Source organism: Halomonas qaidamensis (assembly GCF_025917315.1).
Classification (GTDB): domain Bacteria; phylum Pseudomonadota; class Gammaproteobacteria; order Pseudomonadales; family Halomonadaceae; genus Vreelandella; species Vreelandella qaidamensis.
Genome location: NZ_CP080627.1, coordinates 499,193 through 516,909, shown reverse-complemented (window position 1 = coordinate 516,909; position 17,717 = coordinate 499,193). Strand labels below are relative to the sequence as shown.

At 51.7% G+C, this 17,717-nt stretch carries 11 protein-coding genes and 3 rRNA genes; 3 read left to right on the top strand and 11 right to left on the bottom strand.

Going from position 1 to position 17,717, the window contains the following annotated elements; translation table 11 throughout:
* Window positions 1-108: 108 nt before the first annotated feature.
* On the top strand, window positions 109-801 hold the full coding sequence (locus tag K1Y77_RS02460) for a type 1 glutamine amidotransferase (protein WP_030074652.1): 693 nt from the start codon (window positions 109-111) through the stop codon (window positions 799-801).
* A 39-nt stretch (window positions 802-840) separates the two neighbouring features.
* On the opposite strand, the gene mnmH is transcribed toward K1Y77_RS02460, so the two are convergent.
* The 4 genes from mnmH to K1Y77_RS02440 all read right to left on the bottom strand — a co-directional run bounded on the left by mnmH (window position 841) and on the right by K1Y77_RS02440 (window position 4,942).
* Window positions 841-1,929 carry a tRNA 2-selenouridine(34) synthase MnmH gene (mnmH, locus tag K1Y77_RS02455; RefSeq protein WP_264430166.1) on the bottom strand — a complete coding sequence of 363 codons (1,089 nt, stop codon included), beginning with the start codon at window positions 1,927-1,929 and terminating at the stop codon, window positions 841-843.
* Window positions 1,926-2,963 carry a selenide, water dikinase SelD gene (gene selD / locus K1Y77_RS02450; RefSeq protein ID WP_030074650.1) on the bottom strand — a complete coding sequence of 346 codons (1,038 nt, stop codon included), beginning with the start codon at window positions 2,961-2,963 and terminating at the stop codon, window positions 1,926-1,928. Before selD ends, mnmH begins: the two co-directional genes overlap by 4 nt.
* 45 nt (window positions 2,964-3,008) lie before the next feature.
* Window positions 3,009-4,379 (bottom strand): DNA repair protein RadA, encoded by a 1,371-nt coding sequence (gene radA / locus K1Y77_RS02445; RefSeq protein WP_030074648.1) that lies wholly within the window; start codon window positions 4,377-4,379, stop codon window positions 3,009-3,011.
* 113 nt (window positions 4,380-4,492) lie between these two features.
* Window positions 4,493-4,942 carry a copper resistance protein NlpE N-terminal domain-containing protein gene (locus K1Y77_RS02440; protein WP_030074646.1) on the bottom strand — a complete coding sequence of 150 codons (450 nt, stop codon included), beginning with the start codon at window positions 4,940-4,942 and terminating at the stop codon, window positions 4,493-4,495.
* Between the two features lie 173 nt (window positions 4,943-5,115).
* Here K1Y77_RS02440 and hisC point away from each other — a divergent pair, with 173 nt between their 5' ends.
* Window positions 5,116-6,177 carry a histidinol-phosphate transaminase gene (gene hisC / locus K1Y77_RS02435; RefSeq protein WP_030074643.1) on the top strand — a complete coding sequence of 354 codons (1,062 nt, stop codon included), beginning with the start codon at window positions 5,116-5,118 and terminating at the stop codon, window positions 6,175-6,177.
* Between the two features lie 301 nt (window positions 6,178-6,478).
* Here the strand turns inward: hisC and rrf are convergent.
* From rrf to ilvC, 5 genes are all read right to left on the bottom strand, one after another.
* A 5S ribosomal RNA gene (rrf, locus tag K1Y77_RS02430) occupies window positions 6,479-6,594 on the bottom strand.
* A gap of 157 nt (window positions 6,595-6,751) precedes the next feature.
* A 23S ribosomal RNA gene (locus K1Y77_RS02425) occupies window positions 6,752-9,644 on the bottom strand.
* Between the two features lie 349 nt (window positions 9,645-9,993).
* Window positions 9,994-11,526: ribosomal RNA gene (locus K1Y77_RS02420) — 16S ribosomal RNA — on the bottom strand.
* Together the 16S, 23S and 5S rRNA genes form the textbook arrangement of a ribosomal RNA operon.
* A gap of 496 nt (window positions 11,527-12,022) precedes the next feature.
* The gene (pssA, locus tag K1Y77_RS02415) at window positions 12,023-12,955 is read right to left on the bottom strand and encodes a CDP-diacylglycerol--serine O-phosphatidyltransferase (RefSeq protein WP_030074337.1); all 933 of its coding nucleotides are present in this window, start codon (window positions 12,953-12,955) and stop codon (window positions 12,023-12,025) included.
* Between the two features lie 163 nt (window positions 12,956-13,118).
* Window positions 13,119-14,135 carry a ketol-acid reductoisomerase gene (gene ilvC, locus K1Y77_RS02410; protein ID WP_016916053.1) on the bottom strand — a complete coding sequence of 339 codons (1,017 nt, stop codon included), beginning with the start codon at window positions 14,133-14,135 and terminating at the stop codon, window positions 13,119-13,121.
* A 217-nt stretch (window positions 14,136-14,352) separates the two neighbouring features.
* Between ilvC and ilvY the strand changes: the two genes are divergently transcribed.
* Window positions 14,353-15,240: an HTH-type transcriptional activator IlvY gene (gene ilvY / locus K1Y77_RS02405; RefSeq protein WP_030074338.1), complete on the top strand. Its 888-nt coding sequence runs from the start codon at window positions 14,353-14,355 to the stop codon at window positions 15,238-15,240.
* A 94-nt stretch (window positions 15,241-15,334) separates the two neighbouring features.
* On the opposite strand, the gene ilvN is transcribed toward ilvY, so the two are convergent.
* Window positions 15,335-15,826, bottom strand: coding sequence for an acetolactate synthase small subunit (ilvN, locus tag K1Y77_RS02400; RefSeq protein WP_030074339.1), 492 nt, complete (start codon window positions 15,824-15,826; stop codon window positions 15,335-15,337).
* Complete coding sequence (locus tag K1Y77_RS02395; protein ID WP_030074340.1) at window positions 15,826-17,550, bottom strand: acetolactate synthase 3 large subunit; 1,725 nt, start codon at window positions 17,548-17,550, stop codon at window positions 15,826-15,828. The genes ilvN and K1Y77_RS02395 overlap by 1 nt, the downstream gene beginning before the upstream one ends.
* Window positions 17,551-17,717 lie beyond the last annotated feature (167 nt).

Sequence of the window (17,717 nt, the reverse complement as noted above, 5' to 3'; positions counted from 1 at the left end):
ATTTCCTGGGTCACAATATTGGTGAAATGAACGCGATACGTTATCGTCGCACAAACGCGGCAGGAGATCCCTATCGCGCTATTAACATCGGCCGGCGAGGAGATTACCATGCATATCCATCTGCTACAGCACGGCCCTGACCATGGCCCCGCTCGTCTAACTGACTGGCTTGAAAGTATGGGCCATAGTTATACCGTGTTTCACCTTTACGCAGGCGAATTAACCCCGCGGCTCGGTGAGTGCGATGCATTAATTATACTGGATGGCCCCGAGCCTTTCGTGAATGATCCCCCCGATTGGTTTAAAGCTGAGCGAAAGCTAATTCATCGTTATCTCGATGGTCAAAAACCCGTATTAGGTATTGGTTTAGGCGCACTGTGGATAGCACAAGCGTTAGATGCGGTTATTGCACCGGGCACCTACCCTGAAATCGGCTGGCACCCAATAACATTGGCCCCAGAAAGCACTTTTGACCTGCCCGAACACTTCGAGGCATTTATGTGGCACCGCTTCGTATTTAGCTTACCGGAAAGTGCACTTCCGCTCGGAGGCAGTGCGGCTGCACCGCTACAAGGGTTTTCCTGGGACGCAGGGCGGGTGATCGGTTTGCTATGCCACTTTGAGACTACCCTCACCAGCGTGATTCCACTACTCCATACAAGTGAGCGACCACAGCCCAAAACGGCCGCGGCAGGGCGTTTTATACAAACCAATGAGCAGATTTTGGACGATGCTTCCCGCTTTCATCAGTTAGCGCCCCTACTAGACCGCGTGATGACCCAATGGCTGAAAGTTGCATAAGCTGCTGCATAAGCCAAGCCATTGGTGAATAAAACGCCGCTAGGTGCTCCATTGCTTAGCGGCTTCTAAACAACTTTCCCAATCGCCAACGTGCAACTGCATAGGGTGACTATCTCGATTTTTTTCAAGATGATAGCGATAAAGTGGGTCGTAATATTCTGTTAGTAGTGGCGCAAGCCATGCCTCATGGGCTTGGATATTGCCTCGCGCATGGGCATCAAAGGCCATGGCCTGCAACCGCTGTAGACGCTGCAAACGAGCATTTCCTAGCCGCTTAGCCAAACGCTCTAAGGCATTAGCCAGCTGGCGCTGCATACGCTGCCAGCCCTCTTGCTGGCCGTAACGGGCGATATAATTCCGTTCAAGTGCTTCGATATAGTCGCGTCGCAACTGCTCTAAGCGCCAATCTAGGGGCATCTCAATACGTATGCGCGGTGCACGTTGCATAGCTTGCCAGAAGGGAAGCGGGATATTGGCATTGCCGATTTGTCGCGACTCATCCTCTATCACCAATTTTCCTGACAGACCAATTAAACGCTTAGCCAAAGCATGCTCAAAATTAATTTGGGTCGTCGGCTCTTCTGGCTGTCGGCCAAAAGCCGATCCTTTATGATTGGCAAAAGCTTCCAAATCAATGCCGTTACTAAATTGATTAATAAGCATCGTTTTTGCGCAGCCGGTCAGCCCCGCCACCACTAACATCGGTTGGTTGGATGCTTCATCAATGCGCTGACATAGCCGTTGACGCAACGCTTTCCAACCACCGTCAATACGTGGCCTGCTTATACCTGACTCGGCTAGCCACTGCTGTGCAATTTGCGAACGTAGTCCTCCGCGAAAACAGTAGATAATAGCCTCTGGGTGGCTCACTACGTACGCCTGCCACGCAGCAACACGTGCTTGCTTAGTCTTACCGCTAACTAAACGCTCACCTAGGCCAATTGCCGCCTGCTGCCCCTGTTGTTTATAAGCAATGCCAACGTGATGACGCTCATCATCCACCATTAGCGGTAAGTTAACCGCGCCAGGCAACCCCCCTTGAATAAACTCAACTGGAGCACGCACATCGATTAGCGGCGTTTCTTTCGCGATTAAGTTTAACGAGGCCGGTACAGTGGCTAAGGTCATCCAATAACCTCTATCAAAACGTCGCCCTGAGAAATTTTCATAGTGCCAAACGGTACCAACGTAATGCCATGCTCTCGACCAATGCGCTCAACATCATCTTCCCAAGCAGGATCAACACTCACCAACAAACCACCTGACGTCTGAGGGTCGCACAGCCATTGCCAATGAGCATCGTCCATCACAGGTAGCGCTTTACCCAACGCATCGCGGTTACGCTGAGAACCTCCTGGAACAGCCCCCTGTCGACGGTAAGCTTCGGCTTCTGCTAAACGGGGTAAGCGGCGAAAATCGATCTGCGCCATCACACCGCTTGCGCTGCACATTTCAGCTAAGTGTCCAGCAAGGCCAAACCCTGTGACATCCGTCATGGCGTTAACGCCTTTCACCTTAGCTAACTCAACACCAATATGGTTGGACTTGAGCATCGTTTCGCGGGCAAGGCCGTGGTGCCCAGCTTCCAACAAACCACGTTTTTCGGCCGTAGTTAATAGCCCCACGCCAAGTGGCTTGGTTAGAAATAATAGGTCATCAGGCTTTGCTTGGCTGTTGAGCTTTAAATGCGCTAAATCGACCAAACCATTAACCGCTAAACCAAACATCGGCTCAGGGGCGTCGATTGAGTGTCCTCCCGCTAACGCCACACCTAGTTCACGACAGACAGCCTGGGCACCGGCAACAACATCGCCCGCTATTTCAGCACTGAGTTTATCTAGCGGCCAACCTAAAATCCCTAATGCCATGACAGGCGTGCCACCCATAGCATATACATCGCTAATCGCGTTAGTGGCAGCAATACGACCAAAATCAAAGGGATCATCGACAATCGGCATGAAGAAATCGGTGGTCGCAATCATGCCGCGACCATCACCCAAATCATATACCGCTGCGTCTTCGCGCCCTTGATTGCCAACAATGAGCCGCTTATGGCCCGCCGCAGGGCCCGCTTTAGCAAGAATTCCATCCAGCACGTCTGGGGCAATTTTGCAGCCACAACCCGCTCCGTGACTATATTGAGTTAACCGAATCGAGCTCATAACGTTTCTCCTTAACCATGGTGTTATTCCTTAGCGTAGCTTACGCTACAGCGCGTCCAGGGCATCACTCAGTTTATCGACGGGAATGACCTCCATGCCTTTTGGCGCCTGTTTAGGCGCATTTCCACGCGGCACAATTGCCCGTAAAAAACCGTGTTTAGCCGCTTCAGCAATGCGCTCTTGTCCACTTGGCACTGGTCGTATCTCTCCTGATAGCCCCACCTCGCCAAATACCACTAACTCTTTTGGTAGTGCGCGATTCTGTAAACTAGAAACCACCGCCAGCAGTACCGCCAGGTCGGCACTGGTTTCAAGCACTTTCACACCCCCAACCACGTTTAGGAAAACATCTTGATCACCAGTAAACAGACCACCATGGCGATTTAACACGGCTAGCAGCATAGCCAGTCGGTTTTGATCAACGCCAACGGCCACACGGCGAGGGTTACCCAGTGCAGACTCATCGACTAACGCCTGCACTTCTACCAAAATTGGTCGGGTTCCTTCCCACACCACCATAACCAAACTGCCAGGCGCCTGTTCTTCTTGGCGTGATAGGAAAATCGCGCTGGGGTTTTTAACTTCTTTTAAACCCTGCTCGAGCATTGCAAACACACCCAACTCATTCACCGCACCGAAGCGGTTTTTTTGACCACGTAATGTTCTAAAGCGCGAGTCAGCCCCACCTTCTAACAGCAATGAGGCATCAATCATATGCTCCAATACTTTAGGGCCAGCCAGCGTGCCATCTTTCGTCACGTGGCCTACCAGCAACAATACTGTGTTCGTTTGCTTAGCAAAGCGTGTCAGCGCTGCTGCAGACTCACGCACTTGGGCAACGCCGCCCGGCGCTGAGCTAATATCTTCAAGATGCATGGTCTGTATAGAATCGATCACTAGAATTTCGGGTTTTTCTCGTTCGGCCACCGCTAGAATTGTTTCAACACTGGTTTCCGCTAACATCTTTAACCCATTAGTAGGCAGCTGTAAGCGGTGGGCACGCATTGCCACTTGAGAAAGCGACTCCTCCCCGGTGACATAGAGAATACGCCGCTGTTGGGCAAGCTTGCAGGCGGTTTGTAACAGTAAAGTGGACTTACCAGCACCTGGATTCCCCCCTAGCAATACGGCAGACCCTGGTACTAGGCCGCCGCCTAACACACGATCAAACTCAGCAAAAGTCGACGTCAGGCGGGGGACCTCACTTAGATCCACATTACCAAGATCTACCACTTCACGTGATAAGTCCCCTGCATACCCTGTTCTTCCCGTTGCAGCTCCATTGCCAGGACGCGCACTGGCCAAACGAATCTCGCTCAGCGTGTTCCATTCCTGACAGCTGGAGCACTGGCCTTGCCACTTTCGATACTCTGCACCACATTCGGTACATACAAAGGCACTTTTTGCTTTCGCCACCGCCTTATTGCTCCTGTTGTGATCGCCCTTTATATCGCCACTGAACGTCATACGCCAAATGGCTAGAAATGCAAAAGGCGGCCAATGGCCGCCTTTGAGCGTCGCTTCATACTTTATTGACGCTGTAACTGCAGCATCTCACCATTTTCGAAACGACGACGCTCTGGGTCGATCAGCTCTAGCGTGCGCTCATTAATACGCTGGAAGTAGTAGATCTGACCATCGCCATTCGGGGTTAACTCATAGACGGTAGCATCTGGATCAGAGGGGGTGCCTGACAATACTTCCCAGTTCCCCTCATAGTTTTCGTCTGGCGGTGTTTGAGGATGATTACGGTAAGTGGCGTTTAAGGTGAACGTCCTTTCTTCAGGAGCACTCATTTCTTCGCCCATCATCGTTACATTCAGATCGATACCATCACAGTTGCGGCAAGGCAGCGTACCTTGGTAATTAGTCTGAGAAGCAGTCATCCCAGCGTCTTCACCCTGGTCCGTTGGGCCAGATGCACAGCCCGCCAGCAGTGCCAACATAGCCGAGCCGGCTAGCAAACTCCTAAATTGCATTGAGTGTCTCCTTATCGTGTTGGACATACATTTCTTTCGCGCGCTTATGACAGCATAACCGCTACAAGGTGCGACGCCCACCCCTCCCTAATTGAATGCTTGGTGAATGCTTGCGCTCCGGCAGCCATCAGGCGACCATGGAGGTATTCTGTCAGGACAATTAGGTTACCCACATGAGCCAATACTGGAGTCCAGCCGTTAGGGGACTTACCCCCTATGTGCCTGGTGAACAGCCCCGTGAACAGGTTACTAAACTCAACACCAATGAAAACCCTTACCCCCCAGCGCCAGGGGTAAGCGAGGCGCTACGCAATTATGCTACCGATCATTTGCGCCTCTATCCTGACCCAACTTCACACGCACTGCGTACAACGTTAGCAGAAAGCTATAATGTTAGCGTAGCAGAAACCTTCGTCGGTAATGGGTCTGATGAAGTACTCGCGTTTGCGTTTCAGGCTTTCTTCTGCCATGACGCACCGCTTGATGTTCCCTCAATTACCTATAGCTTTTATCCTGTTTATGCCAACCTTTATGGCATCACTCTTCGCAAGCATCCACTGAATGACCAGTGGGAAGTCGATGTTGATGCTCTAGCGAATGCCTCAGAGCGCAGTGGTGTTATTTTTGCTAACCCAAATGCGCCAACTGGCCATGCGCACTCACTCGATACCATTGAGTCGCTGCTTAAACGCGTGACGAACCGGGTTGTATTAATTGATGAGGCTTATGTTGATTTCGGCGCAGAAAGCGCTGTCTCCTTAATTAAGCGTTACCCTAACTTGCTAGTCACTGGGACGTTTTCTAAATCGCGCAGCTTAGCTGGTTTACGCTTAGGCTACGCGATTGGTTCACCGGAGCTTATTGATGGCCTTCAGCGGGTTAAAGACTCATTTAATTCCTATCCCGTCGATAGCTTGGCAAGTTTGGTAGGAATTGAAGCACTAAAAGATAAAGACCACTTTGATGCCTGCCGGAATAACGTCATCGCAACGCGCGAGCGCACACGTCAGCGACTTGAACAACTAGGCTTTGAGGTTTTACCTTCAAAAGCTAACTTCGTGCTTACTCAACATCCTGATTTTGAAGGCGCTCAGCTGTTTGCAGGCCTTCGCGAGCGGGGAATTTTGGTACGTCATTTTAATACTGACATGCTCAACAACTTCTTGCGCATCACCATCGGCACAGATGATGAAATGGATAGCTTAATAGAGGCGCTGGAAGCGATCTGCCGCTAATCCTTATATTTTCTAAACATAAAAACACCCCGAAGGTTAGATTATGTGTCCAACTCTCGGGGTGCAGTTCAAAGCCCTGGGGGACTTTTTCGAATAAGTCACTGACGATGACTTACCCCAGCCCTCCGAGCCGCTCTTGTCATTCCCGCAGGCCCTTGGCGGGAATCCATGTTGAGTTGGGGTTTTGGGCTTCAGCAAGCCAAGGTCAAGGTGGATTCCCGGTACCCCCACTCGGGAATGACGGTGTGGTAGGCACCAACAAAAAACCCAGCCGGGTGGCTGGGTTTCTTGTTTAATAAGTGCCTGACGATGACCTACTCTCGCATGGGGAGACCCCACACTACCATCGGCGCTAAGCGGTTTCACTGCTGAGTTCGGCATGGGATCAGGTGGTTCACGCTCGCTATGGTCGTCAGGCGTAACAGGTAATGCATATCATGCTGACAGTGTTTTGTGTCGTCTCTTTCGTCTTAAGCCTGTCGTGTATCACGGTGGGCTTAATCCGCGTATCCGGTTTTCTAAGTGTTGTCACACTCGTTTCGTTATCACTACGACCAGACCCCTTGGGTGTTATAGGGTCAAGCCTCACGGGCCATTAGTACACGTTAGCTCAACGCCTTGCAGCGCTTCCACACCGTGCCTATCAACCAGCTGGTCTCGCTGGGCCCTTCAGGAGGCTCTAGGCCTCAGGGATGTCTCATCTTGAAGGGGGCTTCCCGCTTAGATGCTTTCAGCGGTTATCCCGTCCGCACATAGCTACCCGGCAATGCCACTGGCGTGACAACCGGAACACCAGAGGTGCGTCCACTCCGGTCCTCTCGTACTAGGAGCAGCCCTTCTCAAACATCCAACGCCCACGGCAGATAGGGACCGAACTGTCTCACGACGTTCTAAACCCAGCTCGCGTACCACTTTAAATGGCGAACAGCCATACCCTTGGGACCGACTTCAGCCCCAGGATGTGATGAGCCGACATCGAGGTGCCAAACACCGCCGTCGATGTGAACTCTTGGGCGGTATCAGCCTGTTATCCCCGGAGTACCTTTTATCCGTTGAGCGATGGCCCTTCCATACAGAACCACCGGATCACTAGAACCTGCTTTCGCACCTGCTCGACGTGTCTGTCTCGCAGTCAAGCACCCTTATGCTCTTGCACTCACTGCACGATGTCCGACCGTGCTGAGGGTACCTTCGTGCTCCTCCGTTACTCTTTGGGAGGAGACCGCCCCAGTCAAACTACCCACCACACACTGTCCTCGATCCGGATAACGGACCTGAGTGAGAACGCCAATGATGCCAGGCTGGTATTTCAAGGTTGGCTCCGCTCGAACTGGCGTCCGAGGTTCAAAGCCTCCCAGCTATCCTACACAGGCAACATCAGCGTCCAGTGTGAAGCTATAGTAAAGGTTCACGGGGTCTTTCCGTCTAGCCGCGGGTACACCGCATCTTCACGGCGATTTCAATTTCACTGAGTCTCGGGTGGAGACAGCGTGGCCATCATTACGCCATTCGTGCAGGTCGGAACTTACCCGACAAGGAATTTCGCTACCTTAGGACCGTTATAGTTACGGCCGCCGTTTACCGGGGCTTCAATCAAGAGCTTCGGCCGAAGCCTAACACCATCATTTAACCTTCCGGCACCGGGCAGGCGTCACACCCTATACGTCCGCTTGCGCGTTAGCAGAGTGCTGTGTTTTTACTAAACAGTTGCAGCCACCTGGTATCTTCGACCGGTTCGGGCTTGGAGAGCAAGTCTCGTCACCCTACGCCGGCGTGCCTTCTCCCGAAGTTACGGCACCATTTTGCCTAGTTCCTTCACCCGAGTTCTCTCAAGCGCCTTGGGATTCTCACCCTGACCACCTGTGTCGGTTTGGGGTACGGTCGCACATGATCTGAAGCTTAGAGGCTTTTCCTGGAAGCGTGGCATCAATGACTTCCTGACCGTAGTCAGTTCGTTTCGTGTCTCGGCCTTAGAGCATCCCGGATTTACCTAGGACACCAGCCTACTCACTTTCACCAGGACAACCAACGCCTGGCTCACCTAGCCTTCTCCGTCCCCCCATCGCAATCATGTCCGGTACGGGAATATTGACCCGTTTCCCATCGACTACGCCTTTCGGCCTCGCCTTAGGGGCCGACTCACTCTGCTCCGATTAGCGTCGAACAGAAACCCTTGGTCTTCCGGCGAGGGAGTTTTTCACTCCCTTTATCGTTACTCATGTCAGCATTCGCACTCGTGATACCTCCAGCGAACTTCTCAATTCACCTTCATTGGCTTACACGACGCTCCTCTACCGCTCATCCAGAGGATGAACCCGTAGCTTCGGTACCTGGTTTAGCCCCGTTACATCTTCCGCGCAGGCCGACTCGACTAGTGAGCTATTACGCTTTCTTTAAAGGATGGCTGCTTCTAAGCCAACCTCCTAGCTGTCTGAGCCTTCCCACATCGTTTCCCACTTAACCAGGATTTCGGGACCTTAGCTGACGGTCTGGGTTGTTTCCCTTTTCACGACGGACGTTAGCACCCGCCGTGTGTCTCCCACGCTTGCACTCGCCGGTATTCGGAGTTTGCCTCGGGTTGGTAAGTCGGGATGACCCCCTAGCCGAAACAGTGCTCTACCCCCGGTGGTGATACGTGAGGCGCTACCTAAATAGCTTTCGAGGAGAACCAGCTATCTCCGAGCTTGATTAGCCTTTCACTCCGATCCACAAGTCATCCAAATCTTTTTCAACAGATCCTGGTTCGGGCCTCCAGTTGATGTTACTCAACCTTCACCCTGCTCATGGATAGATCGCTCGGTTTCGGGTCTATATCCAGCGACTGTGTCGCCCAGTTAAGACTCGGTTTCCCTACGGCTCCCCTAAACGGTTAACCTCGCCACTGAATATAAGTCGCTGACCCATTATACAAAAGGTACGCAGTCACAGAACAAGTCTGCTCCTACTGCTTGTACGCACACGGTTTCAGGATCTATTTCACTCCCCTCTCCGGGGTTCTTTTCGCCTTTCCCTCACGGTACTGGTTCACTATCGGTCAGCCAGGAGTATTTAGCCTTGGAGGATGGTCCCCCCGTCTTCAGTCAAGGTTTCTCGTGCCCCGACCTACTCGATTTCACATGATCAGATTTTCGACTACGGGGCTATCACCCGCTGCGGCCGAGCTTCCCAGCTCGTTCGTCTAATCAGTCACATGCTTAAGGGCTGGTCCCCGTTCGCTCGCCGCTACTAGGGGAATCTCGGTTGATTTCTTTTCCTCAGGGTACTTAGATGTTTCAGTTCCCCTGGTTCGCCTCTTACGCCTATATATTCAGCGTAAGATACTCATCTTATGATGAGTGGGTTTCCCCATTCAGAGATGCCCGGGTCACAGGTTGTTTGCCACCTCGCCGAGCCTTATCGCAGGCTACCACGTCTTTCATCGCCTCTGGCTGCCTAGGCATCCACCGTGTGCGCTTCATTGCTTGACCCTATAACCCGAAGGAGTCTGGGGTTCGCAATGATAACGATTGCCGGATACGCTTGAGACGTATCACAAAACAATTACGTATAAACACTTCAAAGAAGCGTTTATGTCAGCATGATATACATTGTTAAAGAGCGACTGCTATGCGCAGTGATAAGCGGCTGCTTTTTTCACGTTAAAAAAAAGAAGGGTCTTTAAAACAAAGCTCTTTAAAAGAACTCTTTAAAAGAACTCTTTAAAAAAAGATCTTTTCTCTTTTTTCAATAGGAAGAAAACGCTTATCACTGCGTATCAACAGCATTCTGATCAGGTAATTCATTGTGAGCGCTTACCGCGAGGGATGATGCATCGTTTAAGGAGGTGATCCAGCCGCAGGTTCCCCTACGGCTACCTTGTTACGACTTCACCCCAGTCATGAACCACACCGTGGTGATCGCCCTCTTGCGTTAGGCTAACCACTTCTGGTGCAGTCCACTCCCATGGTGTGACGGGCGGTGTGTACAAGGCCCGGGAACGTATTCACCGTGACATTCTGATTCACGATTACTAGCGATTCCGACTTCACGGAGTCGAGTTGCAGACTCCGATCCGGACTGAGACCGGCTTTTCGGGATTAGCTGACTCTCGCGAGCTCGCAACCCTTTGTACCGGCCATTGTAGCACGTGTGTAGCCCTACTCGTAAGGGCCATGATGACTTGACGTCGTCCCCACCTTCCTCCGGTTTGTCACCGGCAGTCTCCTTAGAGTTCCCGGCATTACCCGCTGGCAAATAAGGACAAGGGTTGCGCTCGTTACGGGACTTAACCCAACATTTCACAACACGAGCTGACGACAGCCATGCAGCACCTGTCTCTGCGTTCCCGAAGGCACCAAGTGATCTCTCACAAGTTCGCAGGATGTCAAGAGTAGGTAAGGTTCTTCGCGTTGCATCGAATTAAACCACATGCTCCACCGCTTGTGCGGGCCCCCGTCAATTCATTTGAGTTTTAACCTTGCGGCCGTACTCCCCAGGCGGTCGACTTATCGCGTTAACTTCGCCACAAAGTGCGCTAGGCACCCAACGGCTGGTCGACATCGTTTACGGCGTGGACTACCAGGGTATCTAATCCTGTTTGCTACCCACGCTTTCGCACCTCAGTGTCAGTGTCAGTCCAGAAGGCCGCCTTCGCCACTGGTATTCCTCCCGATCTCTACGCATTTCACCGCTACACCGGGAATTCTACCTTCCTCTCCTGCACTCTAGCTTGACAGTTCCGGATGCCGTTCCCAGGTTGAGCCCGGGGCTTTCACAACCGGCTTATCAAGCCACCTACGCGCGCTTTACGCCCAGTAATTCCGATTAACGCTTGCACCCTCCGTATTACCGCGGCTGCTGGCACGGAGTTAGCCGGTGCTTCTTCTGCGAGTGATGTCTTTCCTAATGGGTATTAACCACTAGGCGTTCTTCCTCGCTGAAAGTGCTTTACAACCCGAAGGCCTTCTTCACACACGCGGCATGGCTGGATCAGGGTTCCCCCCATTGTCCAATATTCCCCACTGCTGCCTCCCGTAGGAGTTCGGGCCGTGTCTCAGTCCCGATGTGGCTGATCATCCTCTCAGACCAGCTACGGATCGTTGCCTTGGTGAGCCATTACCTCACCAACTAGCTAATCCGACATAGGCTCATCCGATAGCGGGAGCCGGAGCCCCCTTTCTCCCGTAGGACGTATGCGGTATTAGCCTGGGTTTCCCCAGGTTATCCCCCACTACCGGGTAGATTCCTATGCATTACTCACCCGTCCGCCGCTCGTCAGCATCTAGCAAGCTAGATCTGTTACCGCTCGACTTGCATGTGTTAGGCCTGCCGCCAGCGTTCAATCTGAGCCATGATCAAACTCTTCAGTTTAAAATCATTGTGATGCTTACTCGTCATCCAACAACATAATGTTGACGAACAACAAAAGCGCATCAAACTTGGCTCAAGGTTCAAACGAATTCATTTCAATTTACATTGTCATGACCGCTTGCCTTGATATTTGGTGATTTATCACCCTCATCGGCAAGCGCCCACATGAATTACCTGATCAAATTGTTAAAGAGCTGTTTCGCTGCGAGGCTGTCTTATCAGCCGGCTAACCGATGAACTGGTTTGCCTCAGCGAGGAAGGCGTATTCTACGCATTTCCTGGTGTTTGTCAATCACTGTTTTCAGTGAGTGAAGCGAGCGGGTTAAGAAAGCGAGATAACGATGCCTTCTCTTTTATTGCGCTAACTTCCTGACAAACCGAAGGTTTTCACCTTCCATCACCGCTGGTAACGCTGTGCGTCCCCGGCAGCGGATGCGTACTTTACGGATTCGCTGCCGTCTTGGCAAGTGGTTTTTTGAGAAAACGTGAATAAACTTTAACTTTTAGGTTTAGCTTTGCGCATAACAGCCAATACGGGGCCTGAGCACACGTAAGCACCAAAAAGCAGCAACAGCATCACAGAAGGCTCAACAGAGATCATTACGAACCCTAGTACCACCGCTAGAAGCACAACAAACGGGACAGGCTTTTTGAAATCGAGGTCTTTGAAGCTGTAATAACGAATATTGCTAACCATCAGCACACCCGCTGCCCCTACTACAAACAACATAAGCAGTTTAAAACCTACCGCATCTGCATCAAAGCTATGGAAGGTCCACACACTAGCGGCCACTAAAGCTGCAGCGGATGGACTTGGCAAACCGATAAACCACTTTTTATCAACACTACCAATCTGTACATTAAAGCGTGCCAATCGCAGTGCGGCACAAGCCACGTAAAGAAACGCCACGACCCAACCAGTTTTACCGATGTCTTGTAAAATCCAGGTGAAGGCCACCAATGCAGGTGCCATACCGAACGAGATCATATCGGCAAGGCTATCGTACTCTGCGCCAAACTCGCTTTGGGTATTGGTCATACGGGCAACACGGCCATCAAGCCCGTCAAGCACCATGGCGATAAAAATTGCCACTGCCGCCGAAGTGAATTCTCCGTTAATGCCAGCCACTACCGCAAAGAACCCTGAAAACAACGCAGATGTAGTAAACAAGTTAGGTAATAAGTAAATGCCTTTTCGGCGAATTTTCTTACCGTCCTCGACCGCTTCTTCAACGACTTCAGTTTCACGCAGAAAAACGCTAGCTAGATCTTCATTACTTACGTCGTCATGACTGGTGTAGCCATTATTTACCTTTTCGTGACTAGCGTCGTCTTGACCTCCAGCACTACTGCCTTCCGTTTTCTGGCCTTCTTGAGGCACTGACTGCGGGGACTGTTTACGCTCTTGATCGCGAGCATCCTGGGTCATAAATATCATCCGTTTGAAGTGAAGTCACAAGAACAGTGATCTCTTTTCATTCTACACGGTGAGGCTCACTCAGCCAGTCAATTACAGTATGCAACGCTAAACGCCTCGGGGCGCGACAGTGCGCGCCCCGAGGCTCTAACTAGCGTATTAACACGCTAACTGCTTAGTTTTTCGACTTATCAACCAACTGGTTGGCAGCGATCCACGGCATCATGCCGCGTAGCTTAGCGCCAACTTGCTCAATTTCGTGCTCAGCATTCAAGCGACGACGAGCTGTCATAGACGGGTAGTTAGTATTGCCTTCCTGAATGAACATTTTGGCATACTCACCCGTTTGGATGCGCTTGAGTGCGTTGCGCATTGCTGCACGAGACTCATCGTTAATCACTTCAGGGCCAGTCACATACTCACCGTACTCCGCATTGTTGGAGATAGAGTAGTTCATGTTGGCGATGCCGCCTTCGTACATCAGGTCAACAATCAGCTTAAGTTCATGCAGACACTCGAAGTAAGCCATCTCCGGCGCGTAGCCTGCTTCAGTCAGCGTTTCAAAGCCAGCTTTAACCAGCTCAACCGCGCCACCACACAAAACTGCTTGCTCGCCAAACAGGTCCGTTTCGGTCTCATCTTTAAAGGTAGTTTCGATAATGCCACTACGGCCACCACCGACGCCTGCCGCGTAGGAAAGCGCTAATTCTTTGGCATTACCAGACGCATCTTGGTGGATAGCGATCAGATCAGGAATACCGCCACCTTTAACGAACTCGGAGCGTACCGTGTGGCCCGGTGCTTTCGGCGCAATCATGATGACATCAAGATCTTTACGCGGCTCGATTTGGTTGTAGTGGATATTAAAGCCGTGGGCGAAGGCTAAGGTCGCACCTTCTTTCAAGTTCGGCTCTACTTCCTGCTCGTAGATCGCTTTTTGGTTTTCATCCGGCGCTAGAATCATGACAACGTCTGCGGTTTTACACGCTTCCGGTACGCTTGCCACTTTCAGACCTGCGGCTTCTGCTTTAGCTGCAGAAGAGGAACCCTTGCGCAGCGCAACAGTGACGTCGACGCCCGACTCTTTCAAGTTATTGGCATGGGCATGACCTTGCGAGCCATAACCAACAATCGTGACTTTCTTGGCTTGAATGAGGGACAGATCACAATCTTTATCGTAATAAACGTGCATAGCGAGACTCCAAAATCGAATTTGATTAAAACATGATCGTTATATAGGGATAATTTATAGATGTCGTATCAGCGTTGATGGCCACCCGTGCCGTCTTTTGCAGCACTGGGCTTTGGCGTTGAAGTCACTGTACGCCACTGACACCATTGCGTAAAACGCTATATTTGCAACATACTATTTCTAATTATGAAACATAAATCTTAACAGTGGGCTTACTATGGATTTTCGCTTACTAAAGCATGTGATAACACTAGCCGAGACACTGCACTTTGGCCGTGCTAGCGAGCTTTGTCATATCAGCCCATCCACCTTGAGCCGCTCAATTCAACAGGTTGAAGCCGAGCTAGGCACACGCCTGTTTGAGCGCGATAATCGCCATGTCACACTCACCCCCCAAGGCCTAGCGTTTCAGCACTATGCAAAAGAGACCTTAGAACAGTGGGAAATGCAGAAGCGGACACTGGCCGCCACGGCGGCACAACTACGCGGAGAAATAAGCATTTACTGCTCAGTAACTGCGAGCTATAGCTTTCTCTATGAGCTATTAAGCGATGTACGCACCCGCCACCCAGGCATCGAGCTAAAGCTGCATACCGGTGACCCCGCTGACGCCATGTCGCGGGTACTGGAAGGCGCCGACGACATGGCCATTACCCCCCGCCCGCGGATTCCACCCAGCGCCTTGGCCTTCAAATCACTTACTCGCTCGCCGCTACTGTTTATTGCACCTAGAGAAGCCCACGACTGGCTGCCAAACCAGCCAGAGAGCTCAACAGCTGAGCAATGGCGTGACGTACCGATGATTCTTTCAGAGGCAGGGCTTTCAAGGGAATATGCCAATACGTGGTTTAAAGCGATGGGTATAACGCCGCGTATTTATGCCCAAGTGGCCGGACACGAAGCCATTGTTAGCATGGTAGGGCTGGGGTTTGGCGTGGGCGTGGTACCAAAAATCGTGCTAGATAACAGCCCGCTGGCCGAACGCGTGCAGGTGCTCAACGTGAAACCGGAGCTACCCCACTACGATGTTGGAGTTTGCGTGCTTAATCGACGACTCAAAAACCCGATGATTGATGCCTTCTGGGCGACCGTGACGCCACGCTAACAAGCGTTAAATAACACCATAAAAAAAGCCGCCCTAGGTACGGACGGCTTTCTCAGTTGCTTTTTCAACGACTTACTCAGCTAGCATGCTTCGTTTACAGTGATAGCACTTTATCGCCGCGAGCAATACCAGATACCCCGGTACGCGCCACTTCGAGAATGCCTACCGGCGCCATGGCCTGCAGAAAGGCATCCAGCTTAGAGGCGTCACCGGTAATCTGAACGGTATAAAGGCTTGGCGTTACGTCGACAATCTGCGCCCGGAAAATATCTACCGTACGCTTCACTTCATCGCGGGCTGCGCCTAGCGCTTTTACTTTCACCAGCATCAATTCACGCTCAATGTGGTTACCTTCCGTCAGATCGACTAGCTTCACCACATCAATCAGTTTATTAAGATGCTTGGTGATTTGCTCAATGACCCGGTCATCACCCACGGTAGTCACCGTCAGACGTGAAAGCGACGGATCCTCAGTCGGCGCAACGTTCAGCGTTTCAATGTTGAAGTTACGCTGGGAGAACAGCCCGACTACACGTGACAGCGCACCCGGTTCGTTTTCCATCAGAATCGAGATGATATGACGCATCAGGTACGCTCCGTTTTAGACAGCAGCATGTCACGCATGGAACCTAATGGCACCTGCATCGGATAGACGTGCTCAAAAGGATCGACCTTCACATCCAGGAACACCAGTTCATGCTTGTTAGCAAAGGCGCGCTCTAGCGCCGGCTCCAATTCATCAAGGGTGTTCACGGTGATCGCGGTAAATCCGTAAGCCTCAATGAGCATATGGAAGTCCGGCAGCGACTCCATATAAGAGTGAGCATGACGGGATTTGTAGTTCAAATCCTGCCATTGGCGCACCATGCCAAGCGATGCATTGTTGAGGTTTACAATTTTGACGCCCACCCCGTACTGCTTACAGGTAGAAAGCTCCTGCATCATCATCTGGAAGCTGCCCTCTCCGGTAACGCATACCACGTCGTCGTCCGGGAAGTTTTGCTTGATGCCCATCGCGGCCGGGAAGCCAAAGCCCATTGTGCCTAGACCACCCGAGGTGATCAGTCGATTAGGCTTGTCGAACTTGTAATACTGAGCAGCAAACATCTGGTGCTGGCCAACATCCGTTGTTACATAGGCTTCACCACGCGTAACACGACACAGCGCCTCAACAACTTCCTGAGGCTTCAGCACTTCGCCTGGTTTAGAGGGCTCGTATAGCTTGCCTTCACGCTCGGCACGCCAGCCGTCAATTTTCTGCCACCATTCGGTCAGCGCTTCAGGCTGCGAAATTGTCTGGCCTTGAACCAAGCTGATCATTTCATTAATGACGCTAGCCGCAGGCCCCACAATAGGCACATCGGCACGCACGGTTTTAGACACCGAGCTTGGATCCACATCCACGTGAATAATTTTTGCCGTAGGGCAAAACTTCGACGTGTTATTAGTCACTCGGTCATCAAAACGCGCGCCAATCGCGATGATCAAATCCGCATGATGCATGGCCATATTGGACTCGTACGAGCCGTGCATACCCAACCAGCCCAGACACTGCCGGTCACTTTGCGGATAAGAACCAATGCCCATCAACGTTGTGGTAATGGGGAAGCCGAGCTGTTTGACCAAATCGGTCAAACCTTCGCTTGCCTTGCCAGTTACCACGCCACCGCCGGTATAGAACACCGGGCGCTTGGCTTTCAGCATCATCTCAACGGCTTTTTTAATTTGACCGGTATGCCCCCGAGTTACCGGGTTATAAGAGCGCATCTTGACCTTTTTCGGATAGATGTACTCATAACGCTCGGTCGGCGCGGTCATATCTTTAGGGATATCGACCACAACCGGGCCTGGGCGACCAGTTGCCGCAAGATAGAAGGCTTTTTTCAGCACTTCTGGAATCTCAGACGGATGCCGAATTGAGAAGCTGTGCTTCACGATAGGGCGAGTCACACCGATAATATCGGTTTCCTGGAAGGCGTCGTCACCGATCAGGTGGCTCATTACCTGCCCACACAGCACAACCATAGGAATGGAATCCATATAGGCCGTTGCAATGCCGGTAACCGCGTTGGTAGCACCGGGACCTGATGTAACAAGCACACACCCTGGTTTACCTGAAGCACGGGCATAGCCATCTGCAGCGTGAGTCGCCGCCTGTTCATGACGCACTAGAATGTGCTTCACTTTGTCCTGACGGAACAGCGCATCATAAATATGCAGTGCTGCACCACCGGGATAACCATAAATGTATTCAACGCCCTCATCTTGCAAGAAGCGGGCGATCATATCTGCGCCGGAAAGCAGTTCCACTGTGTTTCTCCCCTGGAGGTCTCGAGTGCGATCCGCAGGACATCCTGCGGTGTCGAGTGCGGCGGTATGCCGCTGCCGGCCCATGCCGGCACCTGATGCCAAACCCTGGCATATGGCCCGGTTAGGGCCTGCACTCTCATCGGAAGCACTGACATATTATGCAATAC